The organism is Haloactinospora alba, from assembly GCF_006717075.1.
GTDB lineage: Bacteria > Actinomycetota > Actinomycetes > Streptosporangiales > Streptosporangiaceae > Haloactinospora > Haloactinospora alba.
In genome coordinates this window covers 3,182,895-3,199,188 of record NZ_VFQC01000001.1, presented here as the reverse complement: position 1 = coordinate 3,199,188, position 16,294 = coordinate 3,182,895, and the positions used below count along the sequence as shown (strand labels likewise).

Below are 16,294 nucleotides of genomic sequence, written 5' to 3'. Positions count from 1 at the left end.
GGACAGCCACACGACCATGGCCAAAATCAAGGTTGCCAACCCTGTAGTAGAGCTGGACGGCGACGAGATGACCCGGATCATCTGGTCCTTCATCAAGGACCGGCTGATCCTGCCCTACCTGGACATCGACCTCAAGTACTACGACCTCGGCATCGAGGAGCGCGACCGCACCGACGACCAGGTGACGGTGGACGCCGCCAATGCCATCAAGCAGTACGGGACCGGTGTCAAGTGCGCCACCATCACCCCGGACGAGGCCCGGGTCGAGGAGTTCGGGCTGAAGAAGATGTGGCGGTCCCCCAACGGGACCATCCGTAACATCCTCGGCGGCGTGGTCTTCCGCGAGCCCATCATCTGCGAGAACGTGCCCCGGCTGGTTCCGAGCTGGACCCAGCCCATCATCATCGGCAGGCACGCCCACGCCGACCAGTACCGGGCGAGCGACTTCAAGGTTCCCGGCCCCGGCACGGTGACGATCACCTACACGCCGGACGACGGCGGGGAACCCATCGAGATGGAGGTCGCCCAGTTCCCCGAGGACGGCGGCGTCGCCCTGGGCATGTACAACTACCGCCGGTCCATCGAGGACTTCGCCCGCGCCAGCTTCAACTACGGGCTCGACCGCGGCTACCCGGTGTACCTGTCCACCAAGAACACGATCCTCAAGTCCTACGACGGCATGTTCAAGGACGTGTTCGCCGAGATCTACGAGAACGAGTTCAAGGACGCCTTCGAGGCGGCCGGCCTCACCTACGAGCACCGGCTGATCGACGACATGGTCGCCGCCGCGCTCAAGTGGGAGGGCGGCTACGTGTGGGCGTGCAAGAACTACGACGGTGACGTCCAGTCCGACACAGTCGCCCAGGGCTTCGGCTCGCTGGGGCTGATGACCTCGGTGCTGCGCACCGCGGACGGCCGGACCGTGGAGGCCGAGGCGGCCCACGGCACGGTCACGCGGCACTACCGCCAGCACCAGCAGGGCAAGGCCACCTCCACCAACCCCATCGCCTCCATCTTCGCCTGGACGCGGGGTCTGGAGCACCGCGGCAAGCAGGACAACACCCCGGCGGTGGTGGAGTTCGCCAACACCCTGGAGAAGGTGGTCGTCTCCACGGTCGAGGGCGGTCAGATGACCAAGGACCTGGCCCTGCTCATCGGCGGGGAGCAGGACTGGCTCACCACGGAGGAGTTCCTGGCCGCGCTGGACGAGAACCTGGCCAAGCGCCTCTCCTGACCGGAACCGGCGCTTTCCTGCACCACCGTCCCGCCCCTCGCGGCGGGACGGACGTGTGTGGGGCGGATTTCGGCGTTCTCCCGCGCGTGCGGGGGCCGCAGTGCAATACTGGGAACCGGTGGCAGTGCTCTGGCCTGCGGTAATGTCAGAGATGCCACATTAGTACGATTCGCGTAATTTGCGTATCTTGCCGTACTCTGGAGGCAGTGCTTCGGCGGATCGCCGCGCGGAAGCGCTCCGCTCCGGGAACACCGGGGCACATGATCATCCAGGTCGACGTGCCGGCCACGCGCCCGCTGGGGGGTAGGCGCGCGCGGTGCGGAACGTCAAGGAAGGGCCCGTCGTGCTACACGGCGGGCCCTTCCCATGTCCGGGCCCGTTCCGGACCGGAGCCGGCGCCGCCGCCGGCCCGGAACCGCCTCACTCCTGCATGGCCGACTCGGGGATCTCCTCCCCGGAGCGCATCGCGCCGAACATCTCCTCCGAGCGCTGCTCGTCCCACAGCACGGAGGAGCCCACCTCGGTGCGCGTGGTGGTGCCGATGGGGACGGACGTCGTCTCGGGGTCGTCGCGCATCGCCAGCGCCATCCACCCGAGGTCGCTGAGGTGGTCGTCCTCTCCCACCTCGAACGTCTCGGTGCCGTCGGTCACCAGCGGCACGGACCGCACCGGGTTGAGCAGCGTCCCCGGCGATGTGGTCTTGTCCACCAGTGCGCTGAAGAACTCGCGCTGGCGTTCGATCCGGTCGAGGTCGGCCCGCGGCGAGGCCCGCGTGCGCACGTAGCCCAGGGCGGTGCTGCCGTCCATGTCCTGGCAGCCCGCCTCGATGTCGAGGTTGGCCTTGGGGTCCTCCATCGCCTCCTCGGGGCACATCTCGACGCCTCCGACGGCGTCCACGATGTCCACGAAACCGGAGAAGCCGATCTCCACGTAGTGGTCGATCCGTACCCCGCTGGCCTGCTCGAACGTCTGCACCAGGGTCGCGGGGCCCCCGCCGGCCGCTGTGGCGAAGGCGGCGTTGATCTTGTTCTTCCCCAATCCGGGAACGGTGACGTAGGAGTCGCGCGGGACGCTGACGATGGAGGGGGTGCCCTCCTCGGGGACGTACAGCACCATGATCGTGTCGGTGCGTTTGCCCTCGGCGTCGCCGGTGCCCAGATCCTGCTTGTCCTCGTCGCTGAGCCCCTCCCGGCTGTCCGAGCCGACGATCATGTAGGTCGTGCCGGGCTGTTCCTCGGGCTGGCCCTCGTACTCCGGCAGCGCCTCCACCCGTTCCAGCCGGGAGTCGGCCCACAGGTAGAACGCGGTGGGCACCATGACGAGCACCACCAGCAGCAGGACCAGCAGTGTCCGGCGCCGTCGGCGCCGCTGCTCCCGTTCCCGCCGCGCCTGCCCGGAACCGTCGATGCCGCCTCCCCGGCCGGAGCTTCCCCGGCCGGAACCCCCCGAGGCCGGGCGGCGCCGTGCGGACCCACCCGCGTCACCGCCGGAGTTCTGCTGCGAACGGCGCGGCCGGTACAGCTTCTCGATCTCGTCGGCCCCGCCACCGGAGGGTCTGCGGAACACGCCCGTACGGTTGGAATCATTCGACCCGCTCCCGGACCGGGAGCTGGGTCTGCGCGGTCTGTCCGCCATACTCTGTCCGCCATCCTTCGCGTCGCGCCGTTCACGTGTGCCGTCCCTGGGACCGGCCGCCACCACCGGCCGGTTCCCCGCCCCGCTCAGCCGTCGACGCGGTGCGCCCCGGCGGCCGGACAGGCCGGGCGGACCTCGGGTTCGGGCCACCCGCGGGAGTCGAACGCCGCGCTGACCGCGCGCCGCACCTCCGCCGCCCGGTGGGCGTCGGCGAGAACGAGCGCGCTCTCCCCGCGCCCGCCGACCATCCGGGCGCCGCGCGCTGCCGCGGAGGAGGCCTCCACAGCGGCGTCCGTCGTGGGGGAGGACACCGCGAACTGGTCCCGCAGGGACAGGTGCGAGGACGTGAGCAGCGCGCCGAGCTCGCCCACCGCCCCCACGCGCAGCAGTCCGCTCGCGGCGTTGACCCGGTGGGCCTCGGTCACCACGTGCTGCACCCGGCGGCGCAGCACCGGGTCGTTCAGTGTATCCAGAGCCCGGGTGAGGTCGGCGACGTCCGGTAGCGCGTCGACCCCCAGCAGCCGCGCGGCGCGCGCGCACTCGGCGCGGCGCCTGCCCGCCGTTCCGGCACGGAGGCCGTGCCGCTGCCGGGGTGTGATCACGAGGAGCTCCACTCCGGAGCGGTGCGGATCCAGCGGGACGGTGCTGGTGCGGCCGCTGCGGCGGTCGGTGAGAAGCGCGTTGCCCCGCGAGTACCGCAACGCCGCGGCACGGGCGGGGCCGGTGGACGCGCCGTGGGACCCGCCCCCGGGCGTGTGGGAGACACGGGCCAGGGCCGCCGGGTCCTTCGCCAGGGCGTCGTTCCCGTGCGCCTGGGCCAGTGCGACCAGGACCGCGCACTCCAACGCCGCCGCGGCGGCGAACCCCCCGCCCGCGGGAAGGTCGGAGTCCACCAGGACGCGCGCGCCCGCCCCGTCGGGAAGCTGCCCCGACTCGCGGGCGGCCCGGACGACCCCTGCCACCCGGCCGGCCCACGCGGGGGCGCCCAGCGGTTGCCTGCCCGGGGCCAGGCGGACGGCCTGTCCGCTGGCGCCGCGGCTGGCGACCCGGAGCGTCCCGTCGTCGGTCGGCGCGAGGGCGAGCGAGACGCCCCAGGGGAGCGCCGTGGTCAGGGTCATGCCGCTGTCACCGGTGTGTTCCCCCAGCAGGGCGGCCTGTCCGGGGGCCCACCACACACCCGCGGGGGTGTGGCCGTAGCGGGAGGTGAACGCCGCCGACAGCTCGTCGGGGGAGGCGCCGTCGGAGACCGGCGGTTCCTCGTCCGTCGCGGCGCGGTCGCCCCGCAACGGTCGCAGCAGTCTGTGCAGTGTGCTCATGTGGTGCCTTGCCGGTGCGAAGGGTCGTTGCGTCGTGGTCGTGGGTGCCTCGGCCGGCGCTCGGCGGCCGGCGGGGCCGGTTCACTGGCCCTGCCGACGGGAAGCGGTGGCCGCACGGCACGGTGGCGTTTCCACCCGCGGCGCCCGCGGGCGGCGTGGGAGGCTGGTGGGAACGCACGCGTGCAGTGTAGCGATGGTGAGTACCGCTGGGCTTGGCCGCCGGTCTGCTGGCCGGGAGCGTTGGCGGCCGCGGGAGCGGCGACGAGGTGAGGGGCCATGGCTTCGGTGTTGGGAAGGGTGAAGGCGCGGGCGCGCGAGTACGCCAACGCGGCGGCGGACCGGGCGTGGTCCGCGCGGCAGCGTTGGCCGGTTCTGGACCACGCGGTGCGGGCCTACGAACGTTACGCGGACAGCGGCGGCAACCAGCTCGCGGGTTCCGTCACGTACTTCGTTTTCCTGTCGTTCTTCCCGCTGCTCGCGCTCGCCTTCGCCATCGCGGGCTACGCGGCCGTGTTCCAGGACGAGGCGCGGGAGTACCTGGACCAGGCCATCCGGGACGTGCTTCCGGGGCTGGCGAACGAGCTACCGGTGGACCGGATCGCCGAGGCGCGCGCCGGAGCCGGTGCGGGCGGCCTGCTGGGGCTGCTCTACGCCGGTCTGGGGTCGGTCTCCGCGCTGCGCGTCGCGCTGCACCGGGTGTGGCTGAAGAACGTGTCGGAGGGGCCGAACATCGTCGTGGCCAAACTCCTCGACATCGCCGTCATGGTGGTGCTGGGGCTGGCGCTGCTGGCGTCGGTGGCGCTCACCAGCGTCGCGCAGGCGGCCACGGACTGGCTGCTCGCGTGGGTGGGGTTGGCGGACTCCGCGCTGGCGGGTTTCGGGTTGCGGGTGCTGGGGTTCGTCGTCGCGATCGCCATGAGCCTGGTGATCTTCCTGGTGCTGTTCGCGCAGCTGTCGGGGACCCGCAGCTCGTGGCGGGTGCTGTGGCGCGGCGCGCTGCTGACCGCGGTCGGTTTCGAGGTGCTCAAGTCCCTGGGGGCCGTGCTCGTGGGAGGAACACTCAGCAACCCGGTGTACGCGTCGTTCGCCGTGCTCGTGGGGTTGCTGGTGTGGATCAACCTGGTCAGCCGGGTGGTGCTCTTCGGCGCGGCGTGGACCGCCACGTGGTTGCCGGTGCTACCGCCGTACCAGGGGACGACCCCGGTGGCGATGCCGGCCGGGGCCACCGCGACCGACCCCGCGCGTCCGGAGGTGCATCCGCAGGACAGCGTGCGGTACAGCGCGGTCCTGCCCTCCCGTCCCACGGCGGAGCGGGTGGCGCGTTCCCGAGGGCGCGCGCGGCGCCGTGCGCTGGCGCGGGTGGCGCGCCGGCTGGCGGCGCCGGCCGCCGTCGTGGCGGCCGCCGTGTGGATCGTGGCGAATCGCCGTCGCCGGGCGCGGCGGGACAGCGCCCGTACGTAAGCACCGGCACCCCTGCGCATTACATGTCGATTACTCTTCGGTGCGTCGTGCTTTGGTTGTGTAACCTGGGCGGTGGTCGCGGACGGGCTGGTCGTGTCCGCCGGGTTCCGGGGAATCCGTGGGCGGCCCCGTGGTTCCGAGGTCCCGGTGGGAGGGCGGCGCCGGACCCGCGCGGTGGTGCTCGCATTCTGGGACGGAGTCACGGAGAACCGGCGGTGTCACCGGGACTTTCGCCTTCGTGGGGAATTTTGCGGCAAATTGCGGGTTTACCCGTCGACGAGCCGGGTCACATCCGCGCGTGTCTCTTAGGGGAATGGAGCCGGCCATGGGGCGCACCGAAACCCGGGTTGTCCCGGGGTGTGTGCGTCTGGTGCCGGTGAGCGGACCGGCCGGAACACAGCGCGGAGGTTGACCGTGGCCATTGAATTCAACGCTTCTGACCGCACCACGCTCGGGGTGGAATGGGAGCTGCAGCTTGTCGACGCGCACACTCGCCATCTCCGTCAGGAAGCCCAACAAATCCTGGGGGAACTGCCGGAATTGTCGGTAGCTCCCACCCACCCCCCGCTGCGGCACGAACTCATGCAGTGCCAGGTGGAGCTCGTCACCGGGATCTGCGAAACCGTCGAGGAGGTCAAAGCCGACCTGGCGGGCACTGTCCATCGCCTCAACAGTGTCCTGGAACCGCGCCAGGCGGGCCTCGTGTGCGCCGGCACCCACCCGTTGGGCGACTGGCGCGACCAGACGCTCTCCCCCATCCAGCGCTACGGTGAACTCGTCGATCAGATGCAGTGGCTGGCGCGTCGCATTCTCACCTTCGGGGTGCACGTGCATGTCGGGGTGCGTTCCGCGGAGAAGACGATCCCGATCGTGAACGCGTTGGCGAACTACCTCCCGCATTTCCTCGCGCTGACCGCTTCCAGTCCTTTCTGGAACGGGCACGACACCGGCCTGGCGTCCAGCCGGTCGATCGTGTTCGGCGCGCTCCCGACCGCCGGACCGCCCCCGAACCTGGCGAACTGGAACGCGTTCGAGGAATACATGGATACCCTGCTGAGGGCGGGAACGATCGCCAGCATCAAGGAAGTCTGGTGGGATGTCCGGCCTCATCCGGATTTCGGAACCATCGAGATCCGGATGTTCGACGGAATTCCGACCCTACGCGAGGTCGGAATGGCCGCGGCTCTGTCGCAGAGTCTGGTGCGTCTGTTCGACCAGCAGCTCGACCGTGGTTACAGCCTGCCCAGTCCCTCGGCGTGGGTCGTGCAGGACAACAAGTGGCGGGCCACCCGGTACGGGCTGGATGCTCGGGTCATCACGAACGAACGCGGCAGTACCGCACCGCTCCGCGATGACCTGTACGAACTCGTCCGCGAGCTGGAACCGGTCGCCACGCGGCTCGGTTGCGCCGAGGAGCTGGAGACCGTGTTCGAGGTGCTGGACAACGGCGCCTCCTACGAGCGGCAACGGGCGGTCCTGAACCAGGGCGGGACACTCAACGATGTCGTCGCCTCGCTCGCCACCGAGTTCGACACCGGGATATCGGCCCCACTGCGGGCCACGACAGCACCGGCGGCGACGCCGGTCACCAACATTCGTCGATGAAGAGGGGACCCTCGCATGCAGGGGCGTGACCTGCGGGAACAGTTGACAGCTTTTCTGGCGCGGCACAGGCGGGAACTCGTCGATTTCCGGCGTGACCTGCACATGCACCCGGAGTTGGCGTTCGCGGAGCACCGGACCACCCAGCGGGTGGCGCAGTGGTTGCGGGACGCCGGCCTGGAGCCGAGAACGCTTCCCCAGGGCACGGGACTCATCTGCGACATCGGGTCGGGCGAGGGTCCCAGCGTGGCGTTGCGTGGCGACATCGACGCGTTGCCGCTGACCGACGAGAAGGAGGTCCCGTACCGCTCCACGGTGCCGGGTGCCGCACACGCCTGCGGGCACGACGTGCACACCACGGTGCTGCTGGCCGCCGGCCTGTTCCTGGCGCAGCAGGACCGGGCCGGAGCGCTCCCGGGCAGGGTGCGGCTGCTCTTCCAGCCGGCCGAGGAGCTGCCCGGGGGTTCCCAGGAGGTGATCGATGCCGGCGGGCTCGAGGGTGTGGACCGCATCTTCGCGCTGCACTGCGACCCCCGGCTGCTGGCGGGACAGGTGGGGTTGCGGGTCGGCGCCCTCACCGCCGCCTGTGACCGGGTCATGGTGCGGCTGTCCGGTGCCGGCGGGCACACGGCGCGGCCGCACCTGACCTCCGACATCGTCTACGCGCTGGGCAAGGTGGTCACCGAGCTGCCCGCCGCGCTGTCCCGCCGCGTCGACCCCCGTGCCGGGCTGAGCCTGGTGTGGGGTCGGATCAGTTCCGGGTCCACACCCAACGCGATCCCGGACGACGGCGTGGCCGAGGGCACGGTGCGCTGCCTGGACGACGACGCCTGGCACGAGGCTCCGGAACTGGTCGAGGAGCTGGTCCAGGGAGTGGTGTCCGGCTACGGGGCCCAGGCCGACGTGGACTACCGGCGCGGCGTCCCCCCGACCGTGAACGAGTCCAGCAGTGTGGGGATGCTGCGCGCGGCCTGCTCGCAGGTGCTGGGCGCGGAGGCGGAGGCGACCACCCCGCAGAGTCTCGGCGGGGAGGACTTCGCCTGGTACCTGGAACACGTGCCGGGGGCGATGGCCCGGTTGGGGACGCACTCTCCCACCTCCAGCTCCCCGATGCTGGACCTGCACCGCGGCACCTTCGACGTGGACGAGCAGTCCATCGACACCGGTGTGCGGCTCATGGCGGCGACAGCGCTCACGGCGCTGTGGGAGTACGCACGCGCGCGCGGCGGCGCGGCCGTCGGGGACGCCGCGCTGGCGTGACCGGGGGCAACCGGGGCACGCGCCGCGGCCTCGGTGGGTGGCATCCTGGTGGGCATGAGCCAAAACCTGACCCTGGAACAGATCCGGCAGGCGCCCAAGGCGCTGCTGCACGACCACCTCGACGGAGGGCTGCGCCCGCGGACCGTGGTGGAGCTGGCCGAAGCCCAAGGTTACACCGGTCTGCCCACGACGGACGTGGCACAGCTGGAGACCTGGTTCCGGGAGTCCGCCGATTCCGGGAGTCTGGAACGGTACCTGGAGACGTTCACGCACACCGTCGGGGTGATGCAGAGCCGGGAGGCGCTCGTACGGGTGGCGGCGGAGTGCGCCGAGGACCTGGCCGCTGACGGGGTCGTCTACGCCGAGGTGCGTTACGCGCCGGAGCAGCACCTGGAGGGGGGACTCACCCTGGACCAGGTGGTCGAGGCGGTGCTGGAGGGTTTCGAGCAGGGACGTGAGCGGGCCGCCCGCGCGGGCAACCAGATCCGCATCGGCACCCTGCTGACGGCGATGCGGCACGCGGCCCGCTCCCAGGAGATCGCCGAGCTCGCCGTGCGGTACCGGGACGCGGGAGTGGTCGGCTTCGACATCGCCGGAGCCGAGGCCGGATACCCGCCCACGCGCCACCTGGACGCCTTCGAGTACCTCAGGCGGGAGAACTTCCACTTCACGATCCACGCGGGGGAGGCGTTCGGCCTCCCGTCGATCTGGGAGGCGCTGCAGTGGTGCGGCACCGACCGCCTGGGGCACGGCGTGCGGATCGTGGACGACATCGAGTCCTCGCCGTCGGGCGGCCTCAGGATGGGGAGGCTGGCGAACTACGTGCGGGACAAGCGCATCCCGCTGGAGCTGTGCCCGAGTTCCAACGTGCAGACGGGGGCCGCGGACTCGATCGAGAAGCACCCGATCGGGATGCTGCGCCGGCAGCGTTTCCGGATCACGGTCAACACCGACAACCGGCTGCAGAGCGGAACGACCATGTCCGAGGAGTTCGCGAAGCTGTGCGAGGCCTTCGGCTACGGTTGGGACGATCTGCAATGGTTCACGGTGAACGCGATGAAGTCGTCGTTCCTGCCGTTCGACGAACGGCTCGCGTTGATCAACGGGCACATCAAGCCGGGCTTCGCCCAGCTCAAGTGGGCGACGGAGTAGTTTTGCCGCTCGGGGCGCCGCCAGCGCCCGCCGAGACACCAGCGGGAAGGAGGAGGGTGCCGCGTTCCGGCAGGCCGGGGCGGGCATCCGGCACACGATGAGGCCGATAACAGCTCCGCTATCGCGTTTCCTCGGCTGGGCATGGGTGGTGCTGGCCGCCCTGCTGCTGGTGGACCTCGCGCTGAACGGCGCCGGCCGCCAGTCGCTGGTGGCCGGCGCCGTGGTGCTGCTGACCGTGGGCGGCGCCTACGTGCTCTGGCTGCGCCCGCGGGTGGTCCCGGCGCTGAGCGGCGTGCGGCTGGTGAACCCGCTGCGGGAGACGTTCGTCCCCTGGCCGGCTTTCACGTGGGCCGACGTCACGGACGTGCTGCGGGTGCACGCGGGCGAGCGGGTCTTCCGCTCGTGGCCGCTGCGGGAGACGAAGCGGGCGCGGGTGCGGCAGAACCTCCGGCGGGCCAACGGCTACGCGGACGCGCCGGACGAGGACCCGAGCAGGATGCGTCCGGCGGAGCTGGCGGCGAAACAGCTCCGGGACGAGGCGGAACGCTGCCGGGCGCGCCCCGGCGCCGGGGGCGGTTCTGACACCGAGGAGCCGGTGACGTCCTGGTCGCCGGACGCGCTGGCGGCGCTCGGCATCCCGGTGGTTCTGCTACTGGCGGCGCTGCTGCTGGGATGAGCGGCGTGCGGCTCCTCTGGCGGGGGGCCGGAAACGGGAGCCCGCTTTCGGCACGCCGGTGCGACAACAGGGGAGCAGGGGAGAGGGCGTCTCACCGGACGGTGATGTCGGCGGTGTGCTCCTCGCCTTCCGTGACGGCGAGGTCGGTGACCTCGCCGGTGCGTTGACCGGTGCCCTCGTCACGGGGGCAGTAGGCGGTGATCGTGTACGTCGCGGGAGGCAGGGACCAGTAGTAGCGACCGTCGGCGTCGGTGATGACCGCTTTCTCCGGTACCGCTGGTGCCGGGAAGGAGGTTGGGTCAGCGGTGACGCTGCAGCCCTCGAGCGGTGTGCCGTCGCCCGCGGTGACATGACCCACGACACCGTCGCGTTGTTCCCCTCCCGAGGAGGACGAGGGGGGCGGTGAGCTCCCGTCCCGGGAGGCCGGTTCGTCGCCGCCCGGAGGTGTGGACCGCTGGTCGGCGCACCCGCCGATGGTTCCCACCAGACAGGCCAACGCGAGTAGCAGCGGCCAGCGCCTCACCGCAGCCTCCTTACTGGGAACTCCAGTTGGCGTGGTTGTTGCACGCGTTCTCGGTAATCCGCGTGGCGCGGTCGGCGTCGTACCAGCCGTAGGGACCATTGGTATGAATGCCGATACCGCGGCAGCCAGTGCGTACGTGGGTTCTCTGGCGGAGGAGCAGCCGGTGGCAGCGGCAGCGGTGCCGTTGCGGGAGGCCGACTCCCGTTTCCTGCCCGACCATCCTGTCGCGGCTGTGACGGGGCGGTCCAGGGGTGCTGCCCGTCCAGGTTCTGGCCCGCCATCGCCGAACGACTGGACCGGGGCGTTCGCGTTCCCGACCCCACCGAACACCACACTCCGACTGTCGCGGGGGTTGACCCCGCGATCACGACATGTTTAGGTTAGGCATGCCTAAGGAAAGGGTGTGGTGGACAGCGCCGACGGCGTACCTCCTTTTCCGGACGGTCCAACCGAATATGGACTGCGGTGCGCAGCGCCACACCGTGACGCGGGGTGGCGGAGGGAGACGCGGGAGCGCCGCGTGCACGGTTCGCCACCCGTGCGTGCGGGTGCCAGAGACGGGAGCGCGGATCCGTTTCCGGTACTCGCGGCGGCGCACTGAAGGGAGCGCGCCGGTTCGCGCCCGGAAAACGCGGGGTCCGGGAGTGAACCGGCGGGTGCCGGCGGGATCGCGGCTGGCGTTGTCCATCCTCGGCCTCGGGATGTCGCTCGCCACGCGGCGCCAGCCGCGGTGCCGTACCGGCGCCCATGCTCGCACGAGATCGTTCCGGCTGGTCCTGGGCGCGGATAGGGACCGGCCGGAACGAATTTTTGCTCGGCCGTTCTGCGGCTCCACCCGGGGCAGGGTGGAGTCCCGGGCCGGTTCCGTGCCCGGGCGTGCGGAGCCAGGGGTTACAGGTTCTCGGCGCGGACCTCGTCGAGGAACGCCCTCCACTCGGAGGCGGAGAACGACAGGTGCCCATCCTGGCGGTTCTGGGTGTCGCGCATCTGGACCGTGTGCTCGTCACCACGGCACTCGACACAGTTGGAAGCCCCACCGGTTGAGTAAGAACTCTTCTGGAAGGTCTTGTTAAGCATAGTGGTAGTCCCTTGCTTCCTTGATCCGTTGGATCGACTGCCTCGGGGGCAGTGCCATGCCGGAGAGCTCGGCGAAAGCGTCTGCAGCTGGGCCGCGCCTCAACTGTCTCTGGACTACAGAGCACCTCGCCTTACTTCAGCAAGGAACACATTCCATTCGGTAGCTGGGAAGGCAAGATATCCGACCTCAGGATGCTTGGAGTCGCGGACGGCTGCTCCCGAACCGGTGTCAGCCATTTCTACACAGTTCTCGGTCTTGGGACCGCTGTAGCTGGACTTGCGGAAGTTCAGGCGGGACGGCTTCGGCATCGCGGTTCCTTACGGGTGGGACTTCTTGGGGCTCTCAAGGAACGCCTGCGAGTCGTCCACAGGCTACAGGTGGAAACCGCTGTGTTCCCGCCTGTTTTCTTCCCGCTGGGAAGGTAGTCTCAGCCTCGGGTATCAGAGTGCTGGAGCCCCCGACAGTGGCCGTCGGGGGCTCCTCGCATGCCGGGAGGTTTTATACCTCCTCGTTCCTGACGGCCTCGACGAACGCCCGCCACTCACGCGAGGAGAAGAGGAGATTCCCGTGCTCGCGGTTCTTGGTATCCCGAACAGCGGAGATCTCCGGCTGGGAAGCCACCTCAACACAGTTGTTGCTGGTGGAGTAGGTGGAAACGTGCCACAGGTTGTTGGGTATCGAGTGCATCGGGGATCTCTTTCTTCAAGGTTTCAGGTCGCGCAGCAGCGACACGGTTTCACGAGTGCTCAGAGCGAATCCCTGCAGATGATCGAACGCCCGACGGTAGGCGTCGATCTCCTCTGAGCGCTCCACGTACAGCCCATCAGTAAGCGTCTCGGCGTAAACAACCGTGGGAGCGTCTGCGAATTGCATGATCGCGAACGCGCCTGCGACCCCAGGATGAAGCCCTGCCTGCATGGGGACGAGTTGCAGCGTAACCGCTCCTGGAACAGTTGCCGCCTGAATCAGTCGGTCGAGCTGTCCGAACAGTAGGTCCGGCCATGGTTCCAAGCGACGCAGACTCGCTTCTTCCATGATCGCCCACACGTCGGGCGCGTCTTCGCGTTCCAGGATCTCTTGGCGGCGCATGCGGGCCTCTACGTAGCGCTGCGCATCACGATGATTGAGCGTGGCTTCGGCCATCTCCGCAGCGTATTCCCGGGTTTGGAGCAAGCCGGGAACAACCATGGGTTCGTATGTATCGATACGGCTCGCTTCGGCTTCCAGGCCGACATAGGCACCGGTGAACACATCGTCGTAGCGCGTCCACCAGCCAGTTTCACGTGACTGCCGTGTCAGGTTCAGGACAGCCTCACGTTGGCGGGGATCGGTCACGCCATAGAGATCCAACAGAGCATTGATGTCGATCATGGAGGGCTTCTTGCGGCGCCCCGTCTCGATGTGGCTGATCTTGCCGCGAGAAGTTTCGAGCGCCTCGGCAGCACTTTCCAAGGTGTGCCCGGATTCCAGGCGCAACCGTCGCAACTCGGTGGACAGCTGCCGTCTCCTGACTGTGGGGCTGGTGGGCATCGGATCATCCTCCGGCATGTGAACCTTTCGATTGTATCGATTGTTACGTGACCTGCGCATTTGCACATTTACTACAGCAGCAGTTCCAATGTAGCCGTTGAAAATGTAAACGTTACGGTGCATCCTGTCACTACTGATACCCGACGCCGACCGCCTCGGTCGGCCTGACCCCGAGGTGACTTATGCTCCGAGACGCCTGGTCACTAATAGCCCTCGTTTTGATACTCTGTGTAGTTTTTGTAGCACCTGCCCGTCCCCAGAGGCGTTCTGAGCGCACGACCGCATCCGCCGCACCGCCACCGCCTGCCCGACGGTGCACGGCCCGTCGATTCGCGGTGCCTCCACCACGCGGTGGGACCCGCAGCCACACCATCCCGTTCCACCGGGAGGCGACTCCCGCACTGGCGCCCCAGTCGCCGCTTGTTGAGCCCGAGGCGCTCGATCCCGAGGAGCACAATCCGGTGCGGCCCTACGTGACCGAGTACGAACGCCACCGCCAACAGCGGGAGGAGGAGCGGTACTGCCCGGCCTGCGGCGCCGCCGTCCCCGCACCGGAGCCTTCCGCCTCGCCGACGTACGGCGACGGGTTGGACGACGTCCGCAAGGAACTGTCCCCGCTGGTGCGCCAGTGGCTGTCCCAACACGAGCAGGCCAACACCGTGGGAGTGGCCCGATGACGATCCCCCAGAACTGGTCCACGACTCTATTGCGGCCCGGCGACGTGGCCGAGGTGTTCGGCGTGACCACCTCGACGGTGAACGCCTGGGTGCGTCAGGGACACCTGGCCCCGGTCCTGGTCACCCCGGGCGGGCACCGCCGCTTCCTGCCCCAGGATGTCCAGGCCCTGAGGGCCACCACCCACCACCAGGACGACGGGGGTGGCCAGGCATGAACCTCACCCCGCAGGAACGCTGCGAACTGCGCGACCTACTGGATCAGCTCGCCCAGGCCATGGACGGCAACGCCCTGTGGCCCGGCCAGATCCGCGACATCCTCCAGGAACTGCACGCGCGCGTGGTTGCCTGGCTCGGCGACGAGAACACGGACACCGACGACACCGACACCGCGATCCCGCACCACCACGACCAGTAACCCCCGCACGGGTTCCGTATCCGGCCACTTCCCCCGGATGCGGAACCCGCCGCGACGTCGGTGACGTGAGGGACCGCGTCCCGCCGGAACACTCAGGCGTGGTGGGCTATCCTCTCCCGGAAGGACCATGAGGCGAGAGCTCACTAAGCCTGGGGGTGTTGTAGCGCTGTGACCTGCGAGGCTGCAGTACTTCCGGGTCGCTGCAAAACCGGGTCGCACAGCCGCCTACAACTGCGGCGTGACCTGCGACTTTACCCTCGGGTCCACTCATCACCCCTGGAGGGATCGCAACGGGTCCGGGTCAACGAGAGCCCACGTGGCTCGAGGTCCACTCATCACCCCTGGAGGGATCGCAACACAAGAACTCCGGCAGGGGGGCGCTGCCGGCGAGCCGGTCCACTCATCACCCCTGGAGGGATCGCAACTTTCGGTTCGGACGGGCGATCGCTTCCGAGGCGAGTCCACTCATCACCCCTGGAGGGATCGCAACAGGGTCTGCTGGGCGCGGGTGACGGCCACGTGTCCACTCATCACCCCTGGAGGGATCGCAACATGACCCCAAGTCCGATCAGGGCTCCGACAAGGAAGCAGGTCCACTCATCACCCCTGGAGGGATCGCAACGCTCTCCGCTGCACATACGACGCAACGGCTGTCAGTGTCCACTCATCACCCCTAGGGCCTGTTTGGGAAGTTAGAGCCATTCGTTGATGGCCGCGATCTGGATGGTGGCCTCGTAGCGAAGCGCGAGCTTGTCATAGCGCGTGGCCACCGCCCGGTGCCGTTTGAGCCGGTTGATCCCGCACTCCACCGCGTGACGGGCCCGATAATCGACCTTGTCGAACCCCGGCGGGCGGCCCCCGCGATGCCCGGTGCGTTTGCGGTTGCGCACCCGGTCCGCGGGTTCGGGAATCGTCGCCTTGATCTTGCGTCTGCGCAGGTAGGCACGGATCTCCGTCGAGCTGTAGGCCTTATCCGCGCGCACCCGCACCGGTCGGGTGCGCGCGGGACCGCTCCGCTGGTGTCCGGCCACCCGGATGCCCTCCACCACCGGTGCGAATTGCGGTGCGTCTCCCCGCTGCCCGGCGGTGACCACCACCGACATCGGCTTTTGTCCCTGTTCGCAGGCCAGATGGATCTTCGTGCTCAACCCTCCGCGTGAGCGGCCCAGCCCGTGATCGTCGGGCTCGACCGTTTCGTGATCCCGGCCTTCCCCCTTTCCGCGGCCCCGGCGGCGTGCTGGTGGGCGCGCACCGCGGTGGAGTCCACGTTGATGTCCCAGGTGATCAGCCCCGCCGCGTCGGCCCGCGAGCGCAGGGCGGTCAGGATCCGGGCCCAGGTGCCGTTGCGGGTCCAGCGGCGGAAGAGGTCATAGACGCTTTGCCAGGGGCCGTAGCGTTCGGGCACGTCGCGCCAGGGAGCGCCGACCCGTACCCGCCAGCGGATGCCGTTGATCAGTTGGCGTTTGGAGCGTGAGGGTGGGCGGCCGGCGGCGGGGGTGGGCAGGAGTGGTTCGAGCAGCGCCCATTGGGCGTCGGTGAGGTCACCGCGTGCGGGGCCGGGTAGGGTCACAGTGAAGCCTTCGGTGGGTGTGGTCTTCTTGGTCGTTGACTCGTCTACCGAAGGCTTCGCTTATGTGCGGGGTGACACGCCTGGTGTGACCGGATCGGTGCGTTTTCCCCTGATCGCACCAATTACCAAACAGGCCCTAGAGGGATCGCAACGATGGACGGGGGA

Annotated in this window: 16 protein-coding genes, 1 pseudogene and 1 CRISPR repeat array; of the genes and pseudogenes, 9 read left to right on the top strand and 8 right to left on the bottom strand. The window is 69.2% G+C overall.

Going from position 1 to position 16,294, the window contains the following annotated elements; translation table 11 throughout:
* Positions 1–16 precede the first annotated feature (16 nt).
* Positions 17–1,234 carry an NADP-dependent isocitrate dehydrogenase gene (locus FHX37_RS14375; protein ID WP_141924383.1) on the top strand — a complete coding sequence of 406 codons (1,218 nt, stop codon included), beginning with the start codon at positions 17–19 and terminating at the stop codon, positions 1,232–1,234.
* Positions 1,235–1,654: 420 nt separating this feature from the next.
* On the opposite strand, the gene FHX37_RS14370 is transcribed toward FHX37_RS14375, so the two are convergent.
* Positions 1,655–2,869, bottom strand: coding sequence for an LCP family protein (locus FHX37_RS14370; RefSeq protein ID WP_141924382.1), 1,215 nt, complete (start codon positions 2,867–2,869; stop codon positions 1,655–1,657).
* Between the two features lie 86 nt (positions 2,870–2,955).
* Positions 2,956–4,185 (bottom strand): galactokinase, encoded by a 1,230-nt coding sequence (locus FHX37_RS14365; RefSeq protein WP_141924381.1) that lies wholly within the window; start codon positions 4,183–4,185, stop codon positions 2,956–2,958.
* A gap of 276 nt (positions 4,186–4,461) precedes the next feature.
* Between FHX37_RS14365 and FHX37_RS14360 the strand changes: the two genes are divergently transcribed.
* The 5 genes from FHX37_RS14360 (at position 4,462) to FHX37_RS14340 (ending at position 10,336) form a co-directional block, all read left to right on the top strand.
* On the top strand, positions 4,462–5,646 hold the full coding sequence (locus FHX37_RS14360; RefSeq protein ID WP_141924380.1) for a YihY/virulence factor BrkB family protein: 1,185 nt from the start codon (positions 4,462–4,464) through the stop codon (positions 5,644–5,646).
* Positions 5,647–6,060: 414 nt separating this feature from the next.
* Positions 6,061–7,251 (top strand): glutamate--cysteine ligase, encoded by a 1,191-nt coding sequence (locus FHX37_RS14355; protein WP_141924379.1) that lies wholly within the window; start codon positions 6,061–6,063, stop codon positions 7,249–7,251.
* Between the two features lie 15 nt (positions 7,252–7,266).
* Positions 7,267–8,508 (top strand): amidohydrolase, encoded by a 1,242-nt coding sequence (locus FHX37_RS14350; protein WP_141924378.1) that lies wholly within the window; start codon positions 7,267–7,269, stop codon positions 8,506–8,508.
* A gap of 54 nt (positions 8,509–8,562) precedes the next feature.
* Positions 8,563–9,660, top strand: coding sequence for an adenosine deaminase (locus FHX37_RS14345; RefSeq protein ID WP_141924377.1), 1,098 nt, complete (start codon positions 8,563–8,565; stop codon positions 9,658–9,660).
* A gap of 97 nt (positions 9,661–9,757) precedes the next feature.
* Complete coding sequence (locus FHX37_RS14340; protein ID WP_141924376.1) at positions 9,758–10,336, top strand: PH domain-containing protein; 579 nt, start codon at positions 9,758–9,760, stop codon at positions 10,334–10,336.
* Positions 10,337–10,427: 91 nt separating this feature from the next.
* Here FHX37_RS14340 and FHX37_RS14335 read toward each other — a convergent pair whose 3' ends face one another.
* From FHX37_RS14335 to FHX37_RS14315, 5 genes are all read right to left on the bottom strand, one after another.
* Positions 10,428–10,859, bottom strand: coding sequence for a carboxypeptidase-like regulatory domain-containing protein (locus FHX37_RS14335; protein ID WP_170181590.1), 432 nt, complete (start codon positions 10,857–10,859; stop codon positions 10,428–10,430).
* Positions 10,860–11,750: 891 nt separating this feature from the next.
* A complete protein-coding gene (locus FHX37_RS14330) occupies positions 11,751–11,936 on the bottom strand; it encodes a DUF397 domain-containing protein (RefSeq protein WP_141924374.1) in 186 nt (61 codons plus the stop codon).
* Positions 11,937–12,050: 114 nt separating this feature from the next.
* On the bottom strand, positions 12,051–12,245 hold the full coding sequence (locus FHX37_RS14325; protein WP_141924373.1) for a DUF397 domain-containing protein: 195 nt from the start codon (positions 12,243–12,245) through the stop codon (positions 12,051–12,053).
* Between the two features lie 190 nt (positions 12,246–12,435).
* Positions 12,436–12,624: a DUF397 domain-containing protein gene (locus FHX37_RS14320; RefSeq protein WP_141924372.1), complete on the bottom strand. Its 189-nt coding sequence runs from the start codon at positions 12,622–12,624 to the stop codon at positions 12,436–12,438.
* Positions 12,625–12,639: 15 nt separating this feature from the next.
* The gene (locus FHX37_RS14315; RefSeq protein WP_246062290.1) at positions 12,640–13,485 is read right to left on the bottom strand and encodes a helix-turn-helix domain-containing protein; all 846 of its coding nucleotides are present in this window, start codon (positions 13,483–13,485) and stop codon (positions 12,640–12,642) included.
* A 317-nt stretch (positions 13,486–13,802) separates the two neighbouring features.
* Here FHX37_RS14315 and FHX37_RS14310 point away from each other — a divergent pair, with 317 nt between their 5' ends.
* Genes FHX37_RS14310 through FHX37_RS14300 form a run of 3 tightly spaced genes read left to right on the top strand, consistent with a single transcriptional unit; the run spans position 13,803 to position 14,559 of the window.
* Positions 13,803–14,144: a hypothetical protein gene (locus FHX37_RS14310; protein ID WP_141924371.1), complete on the top strand. Its 342-nt coding sequence runs from the start codon at positions 13,803–13,805 to the stop codon at positions 14,142–14,144.
* Complete coding sequence (locus tag FHX37_RS14305) at positions 14,141–14,359, top strand: MerR family transcriptional regulator (RefSeq protein ID WP_141924370.1); 219 nt, start codon at positions 14,141–14,143, stop codon at positions 14,357–14,359. Before FHX37_RS14310 ends, FHX37_RS14305 begins: the two co-directional genes overlap by 4 nt.
* The gene (locus FHX37_RS14300) at positions 14,356–14,559 is read left to right on the top strand and encodes a hypothetical protein (protein ID WP_141924369.1); all 204 of its coding nucleotides are present in this window, start codon (positions 14,356–14,358) and stop codon (positions 14,557–14,559) included. The genes FHX37_RS14305 and FHX37_RS14300 overlap by 4 nt, the downstream gene beginning before the upstream one ends.
* Before the next feature lie 261 nt (positions 14,560–14,820).
* Positions 14,821–15,181: direct repeats of the CRISPR family, unit length 31 nt; unit sequence GTCCACTCATCACCCCTGGAGGGATCGCAAC.
* Between the two features lie 70 nt (positions 15,182–15,251).
* Here the strand turns inward: FHX37_RS14300 and FHX37_RS14295 are convergent.
* A pseudogene (locus FHX37_RS14295) lies at positions 15,252–16,129 on the bottom strand (IS5 family transposase).
* Positions 16,130–16,294 lie beyond the last annotated feature (165 nt).